Here is a 16,114-nt window from a genome sequence, read left to right as displayed (position 1 = left end):
TGATATTGCGTTGTCAGGAGTCGCCTGCACATCTGGCGTTACGCCCCGTCAATTGGTGCAGTCGTCTTCTGAAAATGACAGCGCCGGTTGCCTTGGCGGGCTTGTCACAAACCTACGTTTTCAAGAAGAAGGAAACCGCATGCCCCGCCGTTCGATCCTCTCCGCCGCCGAGCGCGAAAGCCTGCTGGCGTTGCCGGACACCAAGGATGAGTTGATCCGTCACTACACGTTCAGCGAAAGCGACCTCTCCATCATCCGGCAGCGGCGCGGCCCGGCCAATCGGCTGGGCTTCGCGGTGCAGCTCTGCTACCTGCGCTTTCCCGGCGTCATCCTTGGCGCTGATGAGCCACCGTTCCCGCCATTGCTGAGACTGGTCGCCAACCAGCTCAAGGTCGGCATCGAAAGCTGGGACGAGTACGGGCAGCGTGAGCAGACCCGACGCGAGCACCTGGTCGAGCTGCAAACGGTGTTCGGCTTCCAGCCGTTCACGATTGGCCACTACCGGCAGGCTGTCCAGTTGCTGACCGAGCTGGCCATGCAAACCGACAAGGGCATCGTGCTGGCCAGAGCCTTGATCGAGCACCTGCGGCGGCAGTCGGTCATTGTGCCCGCCCTCAACGCCGTCGAGCGGGCGAGCGCCGAAGCGATTACCCGCGCCAACCGGCGTCTCTACGACGCCTTGGCTGAGCCGCTGACGGACGTGCATCGCCGTCGCCTCGACGATCTGCTCAAGCGCCGCGACAACGGCAAGACGACGTGGCTGGCCTGGCTGCGGCAATCCCCGGTCAAACCGAACTCGCGGCACATGCTGGAACACATCGAACGCCTCAAGGCGTGGCAGGCGCTCGACCTGCCCTCCGGCATCGAGCGGCTGGTTCACCAGAACCGGCTGCTCAAGATCGCCCGCGAGGGCGGCCAGATGACGCCCGCCGACCTGGCGAAGTTCGAGCCGCAGCGGCGTTACGCGACCCTGGTGGCGCTCGCCATCGAGGGCATGGCCACCGTCACCGACGAAATCATCGACCTGCATGACCGCATCCTGGGCAAGCTGTTCAATGCCGCCAAGAACAAGCATCAGCAGCAGTTCCAGGCATCCGGCAAGGCGATCAATGCCAAGGTGCGGCTGTTCGGGCGCATCGGCCAGGCGCTGATCGAGGCCAAGCAAGCGGGCCGCGATCCGTTCGCCGCCATCGAGGCCGTCATGTCCTGGGATGCTTTCGCCGAGAGCGTCACCGAAGCGCAGCGGCTCGCGCAACCCGAGGACTTCGATTTCCTGCACCGCATCGGCGAGAGCTACGCCACGCTGCGCCGCTACGCGCCGGAATTTCTCGACGTGCTCAAGTTGCGGGCCGCGCCCGCCGCCAAGGACGTACTCGACGCCATCGAGGTGCTGCGCAGCATGAACAGCGACAACGCCCGCAAGGTGCCCACCGACGCGCCGACCGAGTTCATCAAGCCGCGCTGGCAGAAGCTGGTGATGACCGACACCGGCATCGACCGGCGCTACTACGAACTGTGCGCGCTGTCGGAGCTGAAGAACGCGCTGCGCTCCGGCGACATCTGGGTGCAAGGCTCGCGCCAGTTCAAGGACTTCGAGGACTACCTGGTGCCGCCCGCGAAATTCGCCAGCCTCAAGCAGGCCAGCGAATTGCCGCTGGCCGTGGCCACCGATTGCGACCAGTACCTGCATGACCGGCTGACGCTGCTGGAAACGCAGCTCGCCACCGTCAACCGCATGGCGCTGGCCAACGAGCTGCCGGACGCCATCATCACGGAGTCGGGCCTGAAGATCACGCCGCTCGATGCGGCGGTGCCCGATACCGCACAGGCCCTGATCGACCAGACCGCAATGGCCCTGCCGCACGTCAAGATCACCGAATTGCTGCTGGAGGTGGACGAATGGACGGGCTTCACCCGGCACTTCGCGCATCTGAAATCGGGCGACCTGGCCAAGGACAAGAACCTGCTGCTGACCACGATCCTCGCCGACGCGATCAACCTGGGCCTGACCAAGATGGCAGAGTCCTGCCCCGGCACAACCTACGCCAAGCTGGCCTGGCTGCAAGCCTGGCACATCCGCGACGAAACCTACGGGGCGGCGCTGGCCGAGCTGGTCAACGCGCAGTTCCGGCATCCCTTCGCCGAGCACTGGGGCGACGGCACCACGTCGTCATCGGACGGCCAGAACTTCCGCACCGGCAGCAAGGCCGAGAGTACCGGCCACATCAACCCAAAATACGGCAGCAGCCCAGGGCGGACGTTCTACACCCACATCTCCGACCAGTACGCGCCGTTCCACACCAAGGTGGTGAATGTCGGCGTGCGCGACTCGACCTACGTGCTCGACGGCCTGCTGTACCACGAATCCGACCTGCGCATCGAGGAGCACTACACCGACACGGCGGGCTTCACCGATCACGTCTTCGCGCTGATGCACCTGCTGGGCTTCCGCTTCGCGCCGCGCATCCGTGACCTGGGCGACACCAAGCTCTACATTCCAAAGGGCGATGCCGCCTACGAGACATTGAAACCGATGATCGGCGGCACGCTCAACATCAAGCACGTCCGCGCCCATTGGGATGAAATCCTGCGGCTGGCCACGTCGATCAAACAAGGCACGGTGACGGCCTCGCTGATGCTGCGCAAGCTCGGCAGCTATCCGCGCCAGAATGGTCTGGCCGTCGCCCTGCGCGAGTTGGGCCGCATCGAGCGCACGCTGTTCATCCTAGACTGGTTGCAAAGCGTCGAGCTGCGCCGCCGTGTGCATGCCGGACTGAACAAGGGCGAGGCCCGCAACGCGCTGGCCCGTGCCGTGTTCTTCAACCGCCTGGGCGAAATCCGCGACCGCAGTTTCGAGCAGCAACGCTACCGGGCCAGCGGCCTCAACCTGGTGACGGCAGCCATCGTGCTGTGGAACACGGTTTATCTGGAACGGGCCGCGAACGCCTTGCGTGGCCACGGTCAAGCCGTCGATGACGGCCTGTTGCAGTACCTGTCGCCGCTCGGCTGGGAGCACATCAACCTGACCGGCGATTACCTCTGGCGCAGCAGCGCCAAGATCGGCGCGGGCAAGTTCAGGCCGCTACGGCCGCTGCAACCGGCTTAGCGTGCTTTATTTTCCGTTTTCTGAGACGACCCCTGGTTAGTCGCCCATCCTTCGACCCCTGTTCGCACAGAGAGACCAAGCTGTGCGAGCGCTCCCCGAACACGCTTTACCTTCGACCCCTGTTCGCAAAGGGAGACCGCCCCGGTCGTGCAGGAGGGGGACGAGGCTTTCCCTCGACCCTGTTCGCACAGGGAGACCGGAGATTGCCCCGGTGAGCGCGCCTAGCCTGACCTTCGACCCCTGTTCGCACAGGGAGACCGCTAACGGTCGCCCCATAGCAAAAGTGGTTTCCCTTCGACCCCTGTTCGCACAGGGAGACCGAACGTAACGCGAAGACTCGGCATGACGCCATCCTTCGACTCCTGTTCGCACAGGGAGACCGAGAATTCGGTTCAACCTAAGAACCTCAGTTGATGAGGTGCAGCGCGTCCGAAACGCTGGCAGGCTACGGGTTTGGCGTTGATCGAGGAAGTCACCCGATGGGTGAGTCGAAATTGAAGCGTTTGCACGCTGAGGAAATGCTTTTGTCGTGCGCCGGGGTGCAGACGGCGGGCGGTCGCGTGCAGGTGCGCTGGGAAGCGGACGGAGCAGCCACGCCGATGGGGCAACTGGCGTACTTCATCGAGTTTCTGACCCTGACCGGTCTGTGGTCGGGCTGGCAGGAGCGGTGCCCGCTGTCCTACACGAGCCCGAACGCGCCGAGCAAGGCCGAGGTGCTGGGGACGTGGATGCTGTCGATCCTGTCGGGGCACCGGCGCTACTCGCACGTGACGACGATTCGCTGTGACGGGGTCAATCCGGGGCTCCTGGGGATGGACAAGGTGATCAGCGAGGACGCGCTGCGCCGGGCGCTGCTGGCGATCCCGGAAGAGGCAGGCGTGGGCTGGCTCGATGGCCACCTGCGCGAGAGCACTGCGCCGTTGCTCGAGGTGCCCTGGATTCTGGACATCGACACGACGATCAAGCCGCTGTACGGCAAGCAGGAAGGGGCGGTGGTGTCCTACAACCCGAAGAAGCCGGGCCGGCCTTCGCACAGTTACCACACCTACCTGATGGCCGGGCTGCGCCTGGTGATGGGGGTCGAGGTCAAGGCGGGCAACGAGCACTCGGGTCGTCACACCTTGCCCGGCTTGCTCAGGATCCTCGATGAGTTGCCCGCCCATCACAAACCGAAGATGGTGCGCGGCGATTGCGGGTTCGGCTCGGACGGCATCATGCGCGAGCTCGAAGCGCGCACACAGCCGTACCTGTTCAAGCTGCGCCTGTCGAAGAACGTCAAACGCCACATCGAGCGCCTGTTCCGGATCTCGGGCTGGTGTGATGCCGGCCAGGGCTGGGAAGGGATCGACAGTACGTTGGCGCTCACCGGGTGGGAGGACACGCGCCGCGTGGTCGTGCTGCGTCGCCCCTTGCAGGGCGAGATGCTCGTCGCTCAGGAGGACAACGGGCAGCAACTGCTGGGCTTCATCGAGGCCGACCGCAAGGGTGGCAAACGCATCACCGGCTACGAGTACGCCGTGCTGGTCACCAACCTGGAGCACGAAATCCTCTCGCTCGGCCAGCTCTACCGCGACCGGGCCGACGCCGAGAACGCCTTCGACGAGCTCAAGAACCAGTGGGGCTGGGGCGGCTTCACCACGCACGATCTGCATCGTTGCCAACTGTCGGCGCGTGCCGTGGCGCTGATCTACAACTGGTGGAGTCTGTTCGTGCGTCTGGCCAACCCCGAAGCCCGACTCGAGGCCATCACCAGCCGGCCCTGGTTGATGTCCTCGGTCGGTCGGCGCACCGAGCATGCGGGCCAGACCACGATCACGCTCACCGGACAGCATGCCTACTTCGACAAGGCCCGGCAGGTGCTCATGCGTATCTCCGGCCAGCTCCAGGCGTGGGCGAGAGATGCTGCGGAGCAGTTGAATGCCGGATCGGTGTGGATGCGCTGCTGCGAGCATCTCAAGCGCACCCTTGCGGCCATCGGGCCGTCCCAGACGCCCCGCTTGCTGACTGATCATGCAAACGGCGTGGGGTAACTGAGGCTTTTAGGTTCAACACGTTGTCGCGGCCAGCCTTCGACCCCTGTTCGCACAGGGAGACCGCCCGAGGTAGTCCTGGATGAGGCGGGTATCGGCTTCGACCCCTGTTCGCACAGGGAGACCGTGAAGACCTTCGGGGCCTTTGGCCCCTGCGCCCTTCGACCCCTGTTCTCACAGGGAGACCTGCAGGCGCCTTGCCGTGGGCGACCCGGATCAACTTCGACCCCTGTTCGCACAGGGAGACCCGGAGAAGCGCCAGCCGTTCGGCAACCGCTCACCTTCGACCCCTGTTCGCACAGGGAGACAGTCAGCCGCGACGATGGGAGGCGCGGCATTGCCCTTCGACCCCTGTTCGCACAGGGAGACCCGGACCAGCCGTGCGGACAGTCCTCGCCGCTTCCTTCGACCCCTGTTCGCACAGGGAGACCCAAGAGCGCCAAGCAGCCATCGCCGCTGCCTGCCTTCGAACCCTGTTCGCACAGGGAGATCTGTTTCTGCACAATATATTCGTAACAGGCAACCCAGCATTCGTGCGGCTTCTGCGACCCCACTTTTCCGGATTATCTTCGAAATTATCGTAACGCAGGACCCCCGTTAGGCCTTCAATAGAACGCGAGTGGCAATATATTCGTAACACCGCGTGCCGTGATTCCAAACTCCGATGGCACACGCAACGACCGCGAGGGACATGCTTCATCGGTTGGACTTTCGCTCTTGGCTTCACCTCTGACGTCGCGATGATGTGGGGCTCCTACTCGGCCATTACGGCCGGCCACGCCCCGTCAGATGAGAGGCTGCGGTACGGCGTAGACCTAGCGGCCACCGCTTGCGACGTCTGAACGACTAACAACTAGGGCACTCATTCTCCCGTCGAGCGTGGCATCTTGCCCTGCAGGTTGTTGACCCAACGGTAACGGACTGGGTCCTCGCGTAGCAGGAATGCCTTGATTTCTTCGCGCCTTGCCGGATCTGCGCGAAGGAAGATGCCGCGTAGATCGTAGTCGATTGAGCGCTCGGTTGCCCCGCGCTCGATCGCTTTGGTGTACCAGTCGCGGGCTATGTCGTAGTGCCCGAGTTCGAAGTTGACGGCACCGAGTAGGGTGCAGGGGCGGAAGTCGTTCGGCGTGAGTGCATGGGCCTGATTGCCGAGGCTCAACGCATCGTCTAGGCGTTTCAGATCGCGCATGACTCCTCCGTGGGTCGTGGCAATCGCCGACCTCAACTTCGGCGGTTTCTGTCGCTCTGAAGGGATCGAAGTGAGCAGATCGTCGGCTTTTCGGGCCTGCTTGCACTTGCGGAAGTGCCCGCTTGCGTTGACTGCGTTCCACGGGTCGGATGTCCGCCGGTACTCGCTGGCGTAGAACTCGCCCTCGCGTTCGTGGAAGGCTGCTTGGAGAAGATCGCTGTAATAACCCTGGCCCTCAGTCGTCAGCCATAGCACATCATCGTCTGACAGGCGGTTGCCATCATCGAAGCGACGAAGGATATTCATCAGCCGAGGAAAATGGGCTTGCTCGATGAAGATGTCGATGCCGTAGCGGTCTCGGAGTGCCCGGTTCTTCATCTTTGCGATGTATTTGGGATCACTCTCCCGCGCCAGACGGGCTGCTTCCTGTTGTGCCCAATACTCGGCTTCGCGTGCCTTCTGTTCGGCGGCCTTGGCCAGCATGGATTCGTGTTTGGCGTGCCGCTCGGCTTCGGCCGTCTGTTCGCGCTTGGCCTGTTCCGTTTTAGCGAGTGGCCGAAACGTTTCATACGCGATCTCTCCTCGGGCGAGTTGCCCAAGGGCAGCGAGGCCCAGTTGCCGCAGGTAGTTCAGTCCGTTCGCAGTGAGCGGACGACCCTCCTGAAGTTTGTCGAGGACGTCGCACAAACGGCTCGCGGGGATGGTGCTGCCCGGAAGGTCGTTTACGAAGTAGTGGTGGGCGAGATCTATCCGGTTCGGCGCGGGCATGAGGAGTGCTAGCTTCCATTTGTTTTGTGCAAGTTGCCGGCAGCTTTGAACGGGGTAGTCCAAAGGGGTGAGGGTGAGTGACGAATGACGGGATGGGAAGGGAGGGGATTATCATTGAAGGGCAACAACGTCTGCGTAACGATAGCTCATGGGCATAGTTCTGTGCCAGTCGTTTGCTCGTTGGTTTCGCCCGGCGGGAAGTCGTCGATTTCAACCCCGCCGATTTCGAGTAGGGAACGGGCGACCTCGCCGGGCTTTTCGCGATTAACCCCTGCGGGTGGGTGGCGCGCTTGAGAGTTTGGTCAACTCGCTGAGCACGTAGTCCTTCGCTTCAATTGGCGCTAGCCAATTTTTGAAACGAGGTTGCCACCGTCCGCCTACGCGCTGCATGAGTGACTTGGTGACCGCATTGACGGACGGATCGAAGCTGTTCCATAGGGCGATACCGAATGGTAGTTCGATGAGATCGACGATCCGCCCTCCGACCATGAAGCGAGTTCGCGGTGGCTTTTGAGGGGGCGTGTGCGGTAGGGGTACAGCCGGCAAGGCAAAAGCTGCTTGAATCGCGGCGGAGTGCGCCTCGTCGTGGAGTGCCTTGCCCGACATGGGGCTAATCCAGCGTTTCGCCGTGACGCCTTCAACGACGACGCCAAATAACTCCTCCCAGGACCACTTTTCGCGGTGGAGCTTTGCGATGTCTATTTCGAGCGTCGGGAAGCCGAGCGATTCAATCTTCGTTGCTTTCTCCCGGTCGATGAAGTGGGTGACGGCTACTTCGATGAAGATGACCTCGGTGCCGACCGTGGCGATGATGTCGGGTCGCAACTCGCCGATCTTCCTTTCGGCCTCTATCGTGGCGAAATCGATCCAGGCTTCAGGGCGCGCAGCTTCGGCTGCCGCATGTCGCCCATCGGGGAGCGATGCTGATGCGGTGACTCGCCTTTCTGGAATCGCCATGCCGCCACTTTCGAGCAGCAGCTGTTTAGCGGCGGCGTGCAGTGCTCCCTCTGCCCCGCCGTCGCACTCGGACCCGGATGCGTGGGCAAAGTGCCACTCTCGAACGTCCCCCTGACGGGCAAGGACCGGTTCTTCACAGCAGGGACAGACGCACTCGCATGCCAAGCCGCGGTTGACCTCATCGATCGAACGGATGCGCCCGTTCTTGTCCATTGCGAATGACTGCAGCAAACTGAGCCTTTCCATTTGTCTTACTCCTATTCGTATGGGTACTGCCGGGGTCCATTTTTCCGATCGTTCGCATGGCGAACAGGAGCAAAACGGGGTTCAAACGGGGTTGAACGCTTCGCAACTCGCTGAACTGTTAGAGAAACTTTCTTCAGGCTGGAAGGAGAGTAATCGGCTCGATGTGCAGGTGCTGCGCGCGATCTGCCGGCTTTCGGTTGCTGATCCGGAGCAAGCCACCGACGGTTTTTCCGCGATGGATGTTGCGCTTGAGATAGGTCGTCTCAGGCGGCACGGATGGTCCGATTGCACAGACAAGGATCGGGTATCGGACGACGTTCGTCGGCAGTGGAACAAGTTGCTTGAACTGTGGCCCACAAAGGAGGAAGGCGTTCGGCAGGCGCTGTGCGATGTTGGAGCCGACGTTGTTCCGTTGCTCAACAAGGTTGAGGGAGGGGGCGCCGCAATGCTCTCAACTTAACGCTCCCTTATAGGACATATGCAAATGTGGCTTGCTTCGGGGCGGTCGTGGGTAGCTTCTGCCTGGCTGGATGCGGCATCGACTGCGGCCCATGGCGGCCAGGGTATCGGGCAATGCCGCCCATGCCTGAGCGATGCCGAGCAGGCACCCGGCGAGGATGGGCTTGAGTGCGCCGAATGCGTAGGTGCGATTCGGGCGGGAGCCGGTCTGGATGGCGTCGTCGGTGCCGCTGCCGCTGAGCAGTGCGCACAGGTTGTCGGCCAGAATCTTGGCGGCGAAGTCCTGCTGCAGGGCGAGGTAGTTCAACCCCGTCGTGGCCTCGAGGCGCAGACGATGCTTGATGCGCTTGAAGGCCTCCTCGACGCGCCAGCGCTGGTGATAGAGCGCGCTGAACTGCGCGGCCGGATACGACTGGGCATCGAGCAGGTTGGTCATCAGGACGCGGATCTGGCCGTTCGGAGCGATGTTGCGGATCAGGCGCACGGTGGTGGCGGTGCGGGCCAGATCGAACGTGCTGGCATCGCGTGCGGTGGGCGGCGACAGTGTGACCACGCGCTCGGCCTCGTTCGAGCGTCGGAAGTCGGCGACGCAACGCCAGCCGCTGGCATCGACGCGCAGACAGAAGGCCATGCCGTGTTGCGCCAGCGTCGCTGCCATGGTGTTGCCGACGTAACCTCGGTCGAGCACGAGCAGATCCTGCGCCGGATCGAGTGCGTCGAGCGCCTCGAACAGCATCTGCCGCTCCGAGCCGTCGGCCGGATGCAGACTGGCGTGCAGCGTGAGTTCGGTGCCCGGCAGAAACAAGGCAAACGCGTAGTGGTCCGCCGTCAGTGCGGCCGTCTTGCGTGTCGACACACGCAGGCGCGACGCATCAGCCGCCACCACGCGGCGGCCATTCCAGCGTGCCGCCTCTATGTGCGGGCGCGCCAGGTGCAGCAGGTGCGCACTGGCCAATTCGAACAGCCGGCCCGAAAACCCCTGGCGGGCCTTGCTGAAGGCCTGTGCGCTGACCTCGCGGATCCGCCCGGGCACCGCATGCAGGCGACCGAAAAAGGCGTCGAGTTCGGCTTGAACGCTCGCGCACATGCCCGAGATCATCATGGCCGCCAGGCGCGGCAGGGTGAGCTTGCGATCGCGGGTGAAGGCCCCAGGCCGAAGACGTACCTGCTCGGCCAGCGCGGGGTCGAGCAGAAAGTCAGCGAACTCGGACAGCAGCGACTCGTGGTCGAGTATTCGAGTTCATATTGTCTATTTATCAATGACTTAACGAACGCCATTTTACCCGTTTCCCATAGGGTTCACAAGGGCTATAAGCTAAAGTTGAGAGCATTGGGGGGCGCCGGGCGAGTCACTCGGTACCGGATCGAGTGGGGTGCCGCTAACGCTAAATCGCGTGCCAAAGAAGCCGTCGAGCCCGAAACTTTCGGAGTGGCTGGAGATGTCCGTTACGTTTGCGAGGATATACAGGACGCGCGCTTTTTCGTGCGAGTGCTAGGGCGTGGTTATCGGCTAGCAGGGTGTTGAAAATTGCATCATCACCTTCGGTTTCCAGCTTGGCTGGGAAAAGTGGACCCTGAAGAACTCTGGCGTGGTTCGGCATGAAGCACTTTCCAGCCGTCTTTCGAGCCGATTCCGCTACCGCAATTCAGCAGCGCTCCCGTCGCTGCAAAGACGTTGTTTCCTATCCCATGCCGCACTTCGAATGGCGCGAGAGCGCCAACGAATTACGACGCCAACAAATTGCCCAATCGCGTCAGGTTGTACGCAGCGAAATTGAGCAGCGCATGCGCGCGAATCTTGTCCAGGCCGCGCGCCATCAAACGACGCAGCGTGCCGATATCCTTCACCCAGCCGAAGGCTTCCTCGATCATCTTCCGCCGACGCAGACTGACCGCGTAGCCTTCGGTGGCCTTGACGCACTCCGGCACTGCACTGCCCTTGATCTTGGCGGCCACATGCGGGGCGATGCCCAGTGCTGTCAGGGCGCCCACGAATTCGGCGGTGTCGTAACCCCGATCTGCAGCCACGGTGGGTTTGCGGCCCCCACTCACCGGCTTGACGCTGCGCTTGACCATCACCAGCGCGGCCTCACGTTCGGCGGTCCCGGTCGCTGTGGTCGTGTGCACATCGACGATCAGCCCGTGCCGGTTCTCGGCCAGGGCGTGCGTGGTGTAGCTCAGAAACGCCATGCCGCCGCCCTTGCTCGCGAGCCGCGAATCGGGGTCGGTGCGCGAAACATGCGTCGCGTTCGAGCGCTTCTTGCCCCGGAAATCGACCTCAGGGTTGCGCCCCTGATCCGGTCCGGGTGGCTCATCCGAGCCGTCGCGCGCGGCCATGCTCTTGTGCGAGGCCCACGCCCGCAGCAACGAGCCGTCGACGCTGAAATGCTCATCGGACACCAGCTCGGCCCATTCGGCAATCGCCACAACGCCGCCGAAGAACTCGCGCATCACGCTCTCCTTGAGCAGGCGCTCGCGGTTGGCCGAGAACGTCGAGTGATCCCAGATCGCCTCGTCCAGCGTCAGCCCGACGAACCAGCGGTACATCATGTTGAAGTCGATATGTTCGACCAGCGCACGTTCCGAGCGGATCGAAAACAGGCATTGCAGCAGCGAGGCGCGCAGCAGCCGCTCCGGCGCAATCGAGGGACGTCCGCCTTCGGCATAGAGCGCATCGAAATGCGCAGACATCGAACGCAAAACCAGATCGGCGAGCACCTTCACGCGACGCAGCGGGTGGTCTCGGGGAATTCGATCCTCGAGATTGACGTAGCTGAACAGGGGGCTTTGTTTATGGTCGGCGCCGCGCATAGGAACAATTAGAGTGGTAATGCAGATCGTATTGTAACGTCCCGAAAAGCCTTGCCAGTGCTCGGATCTGGCTAAATCAACAACCTGCTAGAGGGGTGGAGGCGCGGTCTGCTGCTTGGTGCCGTGATCTCGTCGATCGTTATTTTTGCCCTGATCCTCGTCCTCGTTCTAGTTCAGATGTTGTATTCGAAGTCGGGTGCCGACAGGCATGTCTGGAGCTCGGCGGCAACGTTGTTCGTCTTTGGCATCGTATTCTGGAGTACGACAGGGCGCATCCTGAGACTTGCGGATCGCAAAATCGTAGTTGCGCCGTGGTGGATGCAGTCCGTCGACGATGATCGCCTCTTGGAGCGGCGCGAGCCGCCGCGATTCGGTGATAGGTCCATCAAGGCCGTTCGCTACGCGACGACTTGTCCGATCTGTGCAGGCAAAATCACCGTCAAGACCGGCGGGCTCGAGTTTTGGGGCAGGCTGGTCGGGCGGTGCGAGCACTCCCCCGTCGAACACGTTTTCTCGTTTGATCACGTTACTCGCAACGGGCGATACCTGCGCTCGGTTGAGCTTCGCCGTGAGTGATGAGTTACGTCCCCGCTAAGCGTGACGCCTCGGAGTCGCTGAGAGAAAGTCCCGTTAGCCTGTAACTCGCCCCGGGTCTCGTCGGCATTCAATCGGATGAGGTGAACGCCATGCGTCCCGGAGCATGTCGGAAGTGATGATTGCCGGCGGCTTCGCGTCAGCTGTGATTGAGATGTGTCGCGTTCTCGGCCTCAGCTGCCGGTGGCTTGATGGCACAGTCAGGCAGCAATGTGTTGGTCACCTGCCGTTCGAGCGTCAGGCAAGGGCGAACGGCGGCTTCTCCATCCTGCCAACTGGAAGTATCGACCCAAACCGGGCATCCGGACTTCCCCGAAGCCGCCGCTGAGGCACGCAATGCTCTCAACTTTAGCTTATAGCCCTTGTGAACCCTATGGGAAACGGGTAAAATGGCGTTCGTTAAGTCATTGATAAATAGACAATATGAACTCGAATACTCGACCACGAGTCGCTGCTGTCCGAGTTCGCTGACTTTCTGCTCGACCCCGCGCTGGCCGAGCAGGTACGTCTTCGGCCTGGGGCCTTCACCCGCGATCGCAAGCTCACCCTGCCGCGCCTGGCGGCCATGATGATCTCGGGCATGTGCGCGAGCGTTCAAGCCGAACTCGACGCCTTTTTCGGTCGCCTGCATGCGGTGCCCGGGCGGATCCGCGAGGTCAGCGCACAGGCCTTCAGCAAGGCCCGCCAGGGGTTTTCGGGCCGGCTGTTCGAATTGGCCAGTGCGCACCTGCTGCACCTGGCGCGCCCGCACATAGAGGCGGCACGCTGGAATGGCCGCCGCGTGGTGGCGGCTGATGCGTCGCGCCTGCGTGTGTCGACACGCAAGACGGCCGCACTGACGGCGGACCACTACGCGTTTGCCTTGTTTCTGCCGGGCACCGAACTCACGCTGCACGCCAGTCTGCATCCGGCCGACGGCTCGGAGCGGCAGATGCTGTTCGAGGCGCTCGACGCACTCGATCCGGCGCAGGATCTGCTCGTGCTCGACCGAGGTTACGTCGGCAACACCATGGCAGCGACGCTGGCGCAACACGGCATGGCCTTCTGTCTGCGCGTCGATGCCAGCGGCTGGCGTTGCGTCGCCGACTTCCGACGCTCGAACGAGGCCGAGCGCGTGGTCACACTGTCGCCGCCCACCGCACGCGATGCCAGCACGTTCGATCTGGCCCGCACCGCCACCACCGTGCGCCTGATCCGCAACATCGCTCCGAACGGCCAGATCCGCGTCCTGATGACCAACCTGCTCGATGCCCAGTCGTATCCGGCCGCGCAGTTCAGCGCGCTCTATCACCAGCGCTGGCGCGTCGAGGAGGCCTTCAAGCGCATCAAGCATCGTCTGCGCCTCGAGGCCACGACGGGGTTGAACTACCTCGCCCTGCAGCAGGACTTCGCCGCCAAGATTCTGGCCGACAACCTGTGCGCACTGCTCAGCGGCAGCGGCACCGACGACGCCATCCAGACCGGCTCCCGCCCGAATCGCACCTACGCATTCGGCGCACTCAAGCCCATCCTCGCCGGGTGCCTGCTCGGCATCGCTCAGGCATGGGCGGCATTGCCCGATACCCTGGCCGCCATGGGCCGCAGTCGATGCCGCATCCAGCCAGGCAGAAGCTACCCACGACCGCCCCGAAGCAAGCCACATTTGCATATGTCCTATAAGGGAGCGTTAAGTTGAGAGCATTGCTGAGGCACGGGGCCCTTCTGTGAGTTTCGCTGCCACGAAGCTGCCGTTCGTGACCTCACGACTCCGGCCAGTAGCGGCCGGTGACCGTTACATTTCACTTGCGAATCCATGGCGCCCGTCTATGCTGAGCCAATGACATGGCAGTAGGCTTGTGTCGGGGGGGGGGGTTCTCAGTCCGGCCAGAAGCTATTGGCGGCCGCCTAGTAGATCGTATTTCTCAATGCGATGACGAGTTCATTACTGCCATGTTTCACCGCCTCTGAATGGACCAGGGCTTCCATAGAGACCCGCCGCATAGACTTTCAAATGCGCGTGAGTTCTATGGGTTGTATTTCACCTTTAGCGGCCGATCAAAAAATGCGAAAAGGTGAAGCTTCTGCATAGTGAAGCTAATTTCTATCAATTGGGGGCATGCAATGAAACGCGTTCTGAGGCAAATCCTCTTTGCTGCAGGGATGACACTAATTGCGGCGCATGCGTCGTTCGCTGCCGTCATAGGATTCGAAGAGCTTACGGACGATACGCCAGTTCGAGATTTCTATGAGACCAGCGAACTAGTTACCTTTGATCTTGCGACTGCAATCTCGGCAGGCTTATCCCTGAATCCGTGTTGTCTTCAGCGCGTACCCGCTCCGCGAGCCCCAGCGCATGATTTTTCTGCTGCCTGACTCCCAATCTCAGCTCACCGCAGCCCCGAGCACCGTCCTTTCACGGCCCGGAGGCCCGGCGAGCCGGGCTTACGGGGGGTGCGCTACGTCATTTTCCTGCTCCCACGCGGCCGTCGCCCTTTCGCCGCAGCGAAATGGCCTCGATTCGGAGAATCCGGCCGTCGGATTTGCATCACGGCGAAGCCACCGCGCACAGTCGCGCCTGCACCGTGGTGAACACCTTCACATGCGCGGCGACGCCGCGTCCGAAGTCCAGCACCAGGCGGCGGGCGTGTTCGACGAACTTCGCCGCACGGTACATCACCTCCTGCAGCACTGTCTTGATGCGTCGGCGCTTGGCCGGGTGACGGATCGGCGAGAGCTCGCCGGTCAGCCCGAGTTGGCCGATCAGGCGCAGGCAGTTGTAGGCGAACGCGGCCAGATGCATGACCGCGTCGTTGGTGTCGAACTTGCCCGAGGGCAGGCGCTCGAGGTCCAGGTCGGTCTTGATCTCGGAGTGGAACTGCTCGTGCGTGCCGTGGTGCTTGTAGAGCTCGATCACGTCGGCCATCGCCACTTCGAGGCTGGTCCACCAGCCTTCGATCTCGATCTCGGGGGTCAGCAGGTGCTGGCCCTTCTTGTCGATCGTGCGCTCGGTCACCCGCACCACCAGACGCAGCGTGCGCTTGGCCTTCTTCCAGGCACGGTCGATCTTCAGGTCCAGCAGCCCCACCCGCTTGCCCGCGCGCACTTCCTCGAAGACGCCGGCGGCCTCGGCCCGGTCCACCCAGGCGGTCTTGTCCTGACGGCGCGGATTCCACTTGGTGAGGTAGTCGAACGAACGCCCCAGCGCTGCCCAGCGATCGCGCTCGTCGGCCAGCGCGAACAGCAGCCGGGCGCTGTCGAAGCCGCTGTCGGCCCGCCACAGCAGCTTCGCATCGGCCGCGCACACCCGGCGCAGGCGCGGGAACGCGCGCTCGAAGAAATACTCGGTCTCCAGCGCCGAGTGGTGCGACCCCGCGCGCAGCTCCAGGCCGAGGTTCCAGCCCTCGTTGCCCAGGTACAGCGCGATCGGCGTGTAGCCATCGACGCCCTGGTAAGTGCGGCTGACCGCCTCCTTCTTGGTGTCGGAGTTGTCCATCACGAAGGTGTCCAGATCGGCGCAGACGTAGCCCTTGTGCGCCGTGATCGGCGCCTCGGTGCGCTCGAGCAGGCGCAGGCTCAGCTCGTCGGTCAGCTCGCGCAGCTCGGCCGCGCGGGCATCGAGCCGTTGGCGCATCCACACGCTGCCGGGCACCTTGGCGAGCCCGAGCGCTTCCTTGAAGAAGCGGTCGCCGCGAAACGGCTCGATCGCCTCGAAGTCGCTTTTGCCCAGGCTCAGCAGCCCCACCACCGACTTGACCAGGTCCGAGCTCCGCATACCCTGCGACACCGGCAGCCTCGGGTCGATCACCGCCTCGACCTGTGCCGCCTGGCAGCACTGCCCGATCAACGCCAGGCCCGAGTAGGACGTCAGATTGAGCTTGGCGGATTGCTTGACTTCGAAGCGCGGCATGGTCGGTTGGGTGAAAGGCTCGGATGCGTAATTATACAATTACATCAATGCGTTAGGCTGGATTTCCG

11 protein-coding genes and 1 CRISPR repeat array are annotated in these 16,114 nt (G+C 62.8%); of the genes, 5 read left to right on the top strand and 6 right to left on the bottom strand.

Translation table 11 applies throughout. The features are described from left to right. Positions 1-139: 139 nt before the first annotated feature. Together PO78_RS10765 and PO78_RS10760 are read left to right on the top strand one after the other, a co-directional pair. Positions 140-3,106, top strand: coding sequence for a Tn3-like element ISPa38 family transposase (locus PO78_RS10765; RefSeq protein WP_043743712.1), 2,967 nt, complete (start codon positions 140-142; stop codon positions 3,104-3,106). 599 nt (positions 3,107-3,705) lie between these two features. Beyond that, the gene (locus tag PO78_RS10760; RefSeq protein WP_197068768.1) at positions 3,706-5,136 is read left to right on the top strand and encodes a transposase; all 1,431 of its coding nucleotides are present in this window, start codon (positions 3,706-3,708) and stop codon (positions 5,134-5,136) included. A gap of 37 nt (positions 5,137-5,173) precedes the next feature. Continuing rightward, positions 5,174-5,627: direct repeats of the CRISPR family, unit length 27 nt; unit sequence CTTCGACCCCTGTTCGCACAGGGAGAC. 371 nt (positions 5,628-5,998) lie between these two features. On the opposite strand, the gene PO78_RS10755 is transcribed toward PO78_RS10760, so the two are convergent. Beyond that, positions 5,999-7,093, bottom strand: a complete 1,095-nt coding sequence (locus PO78_RS10755) for a hypothetical protein (protein WP_052484408.1) — start codon at positions 7,091-7,093, stop codon at positions 5,999-6,001. A 264-nt stretch (positions 7,094-7,357) separates the two neighbouring features. Beyond that, positions 7,358-8,263 carry a competence protein CoiA family protein gene (locus tag PO78_RS21900; RefSeq protein WP_197068767.1) on the bottom strand — a complete coding sequence of 302 codons (906 nt, stop codon included), beginning with the start codon at positions 8,261-8,263 and terminating at the stop codon, positions 7,358-7,360. On the opposite strand from PO78_RS21900, the gene PO78_RS22875 reads away from it, so the two are divergent. Beyond that, positions 8,256-8,756, top strand: coding sequence for a hypothetical protein (locus tag PO78_RS22875; protein WP_156147805.1), 501 nt, complete (start codon positions 8,256-8,258; stop codon positions 8,754-8,756). The two genes, PO78_RS21900 and PO78_RS22875, sit on opposite strands and share 8 nt — an antisense overlap. Here PO78_RS22875 and PO78_RS10745 read toward each other — a convergent pair. Further along, positions 8,748-9,932, bottom strand: a complete 1,185-nt coding sequence (locus tag PO78_RS10745; RefSeq protein ID WP_110820759.1) for an IS4 family transposase — start codon at positions 9,930-9,932, stop codon at positions 8,748-8,750. The genes PO78_RS22875 and PO78_RS10745 overlap by 9 nt on opposite strands. A 548-nt stretch (positions 9,933-10,480) precedes the next feature. Continuing rightward, on the bottom strand, positions 10,481-11,566 hold the full coding sequence (locus PO78_RS10740) for an IS5 family transposase (RefSeq protein WP_043743707.1): 1,086 nt from the start codon (positions 11,564-11,566) through the stop codon (positions 10,481-10,483). A 123-nt stretch (positions 11,567-11,689) separates the two neighbouring features. On the opposite strand from PO78_RS10740, the gene PO78_RS10735 reads away from it, so the two are divergent. Then, the gene (locus PO78_RS10735) at positions 11,690-12,142 is read left to right on the top strand and encodes a hypothetical protein (protein ID WP_052484406.1); all 453 of its coding nucleotides are present in this window, start codon (positions 11,690-11,692) and stop codon (positions 12,140-12,142) included. 157 nt (positions 12,143-12,299) lie between these two features. Here the strand turns inward: PO78_RS10735 and PO78_RS22870 are convergent, their stop codons facing one another. Then, positions 12,300-12,758: a hypothetical protein gene (locus PO78_RS22870; protein WP_156147804.1), complete on the bottom strand. Its 459-nt coding sequence runs from the start codon at positions 12,756-12,758 to the stop codon at positions 12,300-12,302. Between PO78_RS22870 and PO78_RS10730 the strand changes: the two genes are divergently transcribed. Then, positions 12,651-13,835, top strand: a complete 1,185-nt coding sequence (locus PO78_RS10730; RefSeq protein ID WP_110820759.1) for an IS4 family transposase — start codon at positions 12,651-12,653, stop codon at positions 13,833-13,835. The genes PO78_RS22870 and PO78_RS10730 overlap by 108 nt on opposite strands. Before the next feature lie 849 nt (positions 13,836-14,684). Here the strand turns inward: PO78_RS10730 and PO78_RS10725 are convergent. Beyond that, the gene (locus tag PO78_RS10725; protein WP_004357889.1) at positions 14,685-16,046 is read right to left on the bottom strand and encodes an IS1380 family transposase; all 1,362 of its coding nucleotides are present in this window, start codon (positions 16,044-16,046) and stop codon (positions 14,685-14,687) included. Positions 16,047-16,114 lie beyond the last annotated feature (68 nt).

This window comes from Thauera sp. SWB20 (genome assembly GCF_000831325.1).
Lineage (GTDB): Bacteria > Pseudomonadota > Gammaproteobacteria > Burkholderiales > Rhodocyclaceae > Thauera > Thauera aminoaromatica.
This window is presented reverse-complemented; position numbering and strand designations above follow the sequence as displayed.

Excerpts from the sequence above, each read along its gene's own strand:
- PO78_RS10765 (WP_043743712.1), top strand. The coding sequence starts at position 140 with ATGCCCCGCCGTTCGATCCTCTCCGCCGCCGAGCGCGAAAGCCTGCTG.
- PO78_RS10760 (WP_197068768.1), top strand. The coding sequence starts at position 3,706 with ATGGGGCAACTGGCGTACTTCATCGAGTTTCTGACCCTGACCGGTCTG.
- PO78_RS10755 (WP_052484408.1), bottom strand. The coding sequence starts at position 7,093 with ATGCCCGCGCCGAACCGGATAGATCTCGCCCACCACTACTTCGTAAAC.
- PO78_RS21900 (WP_197068767.1), bottom strand. The coding sequence starts at position 8,263 with ATGGACAAGAACGGGCGCATCCGTTCGATCGATGAGGTCAACCGCGGC.
- PO78_RS10740 (WP_043743707.1), bottom strand. The coding sequence starts at position 11,566 with ATGCGCGGCGCCGACCATAAACAAAGCCCCCTGTTCAGCTACGTCAAT.
- PO78_RS10725 (WP_004357889.1), bottom strand. The coding sequence starts at position 16,046 with ATGCCGCGCTTCGAAGTCAAGCAATCCGCCAAGCTCAATCTGACGTCC.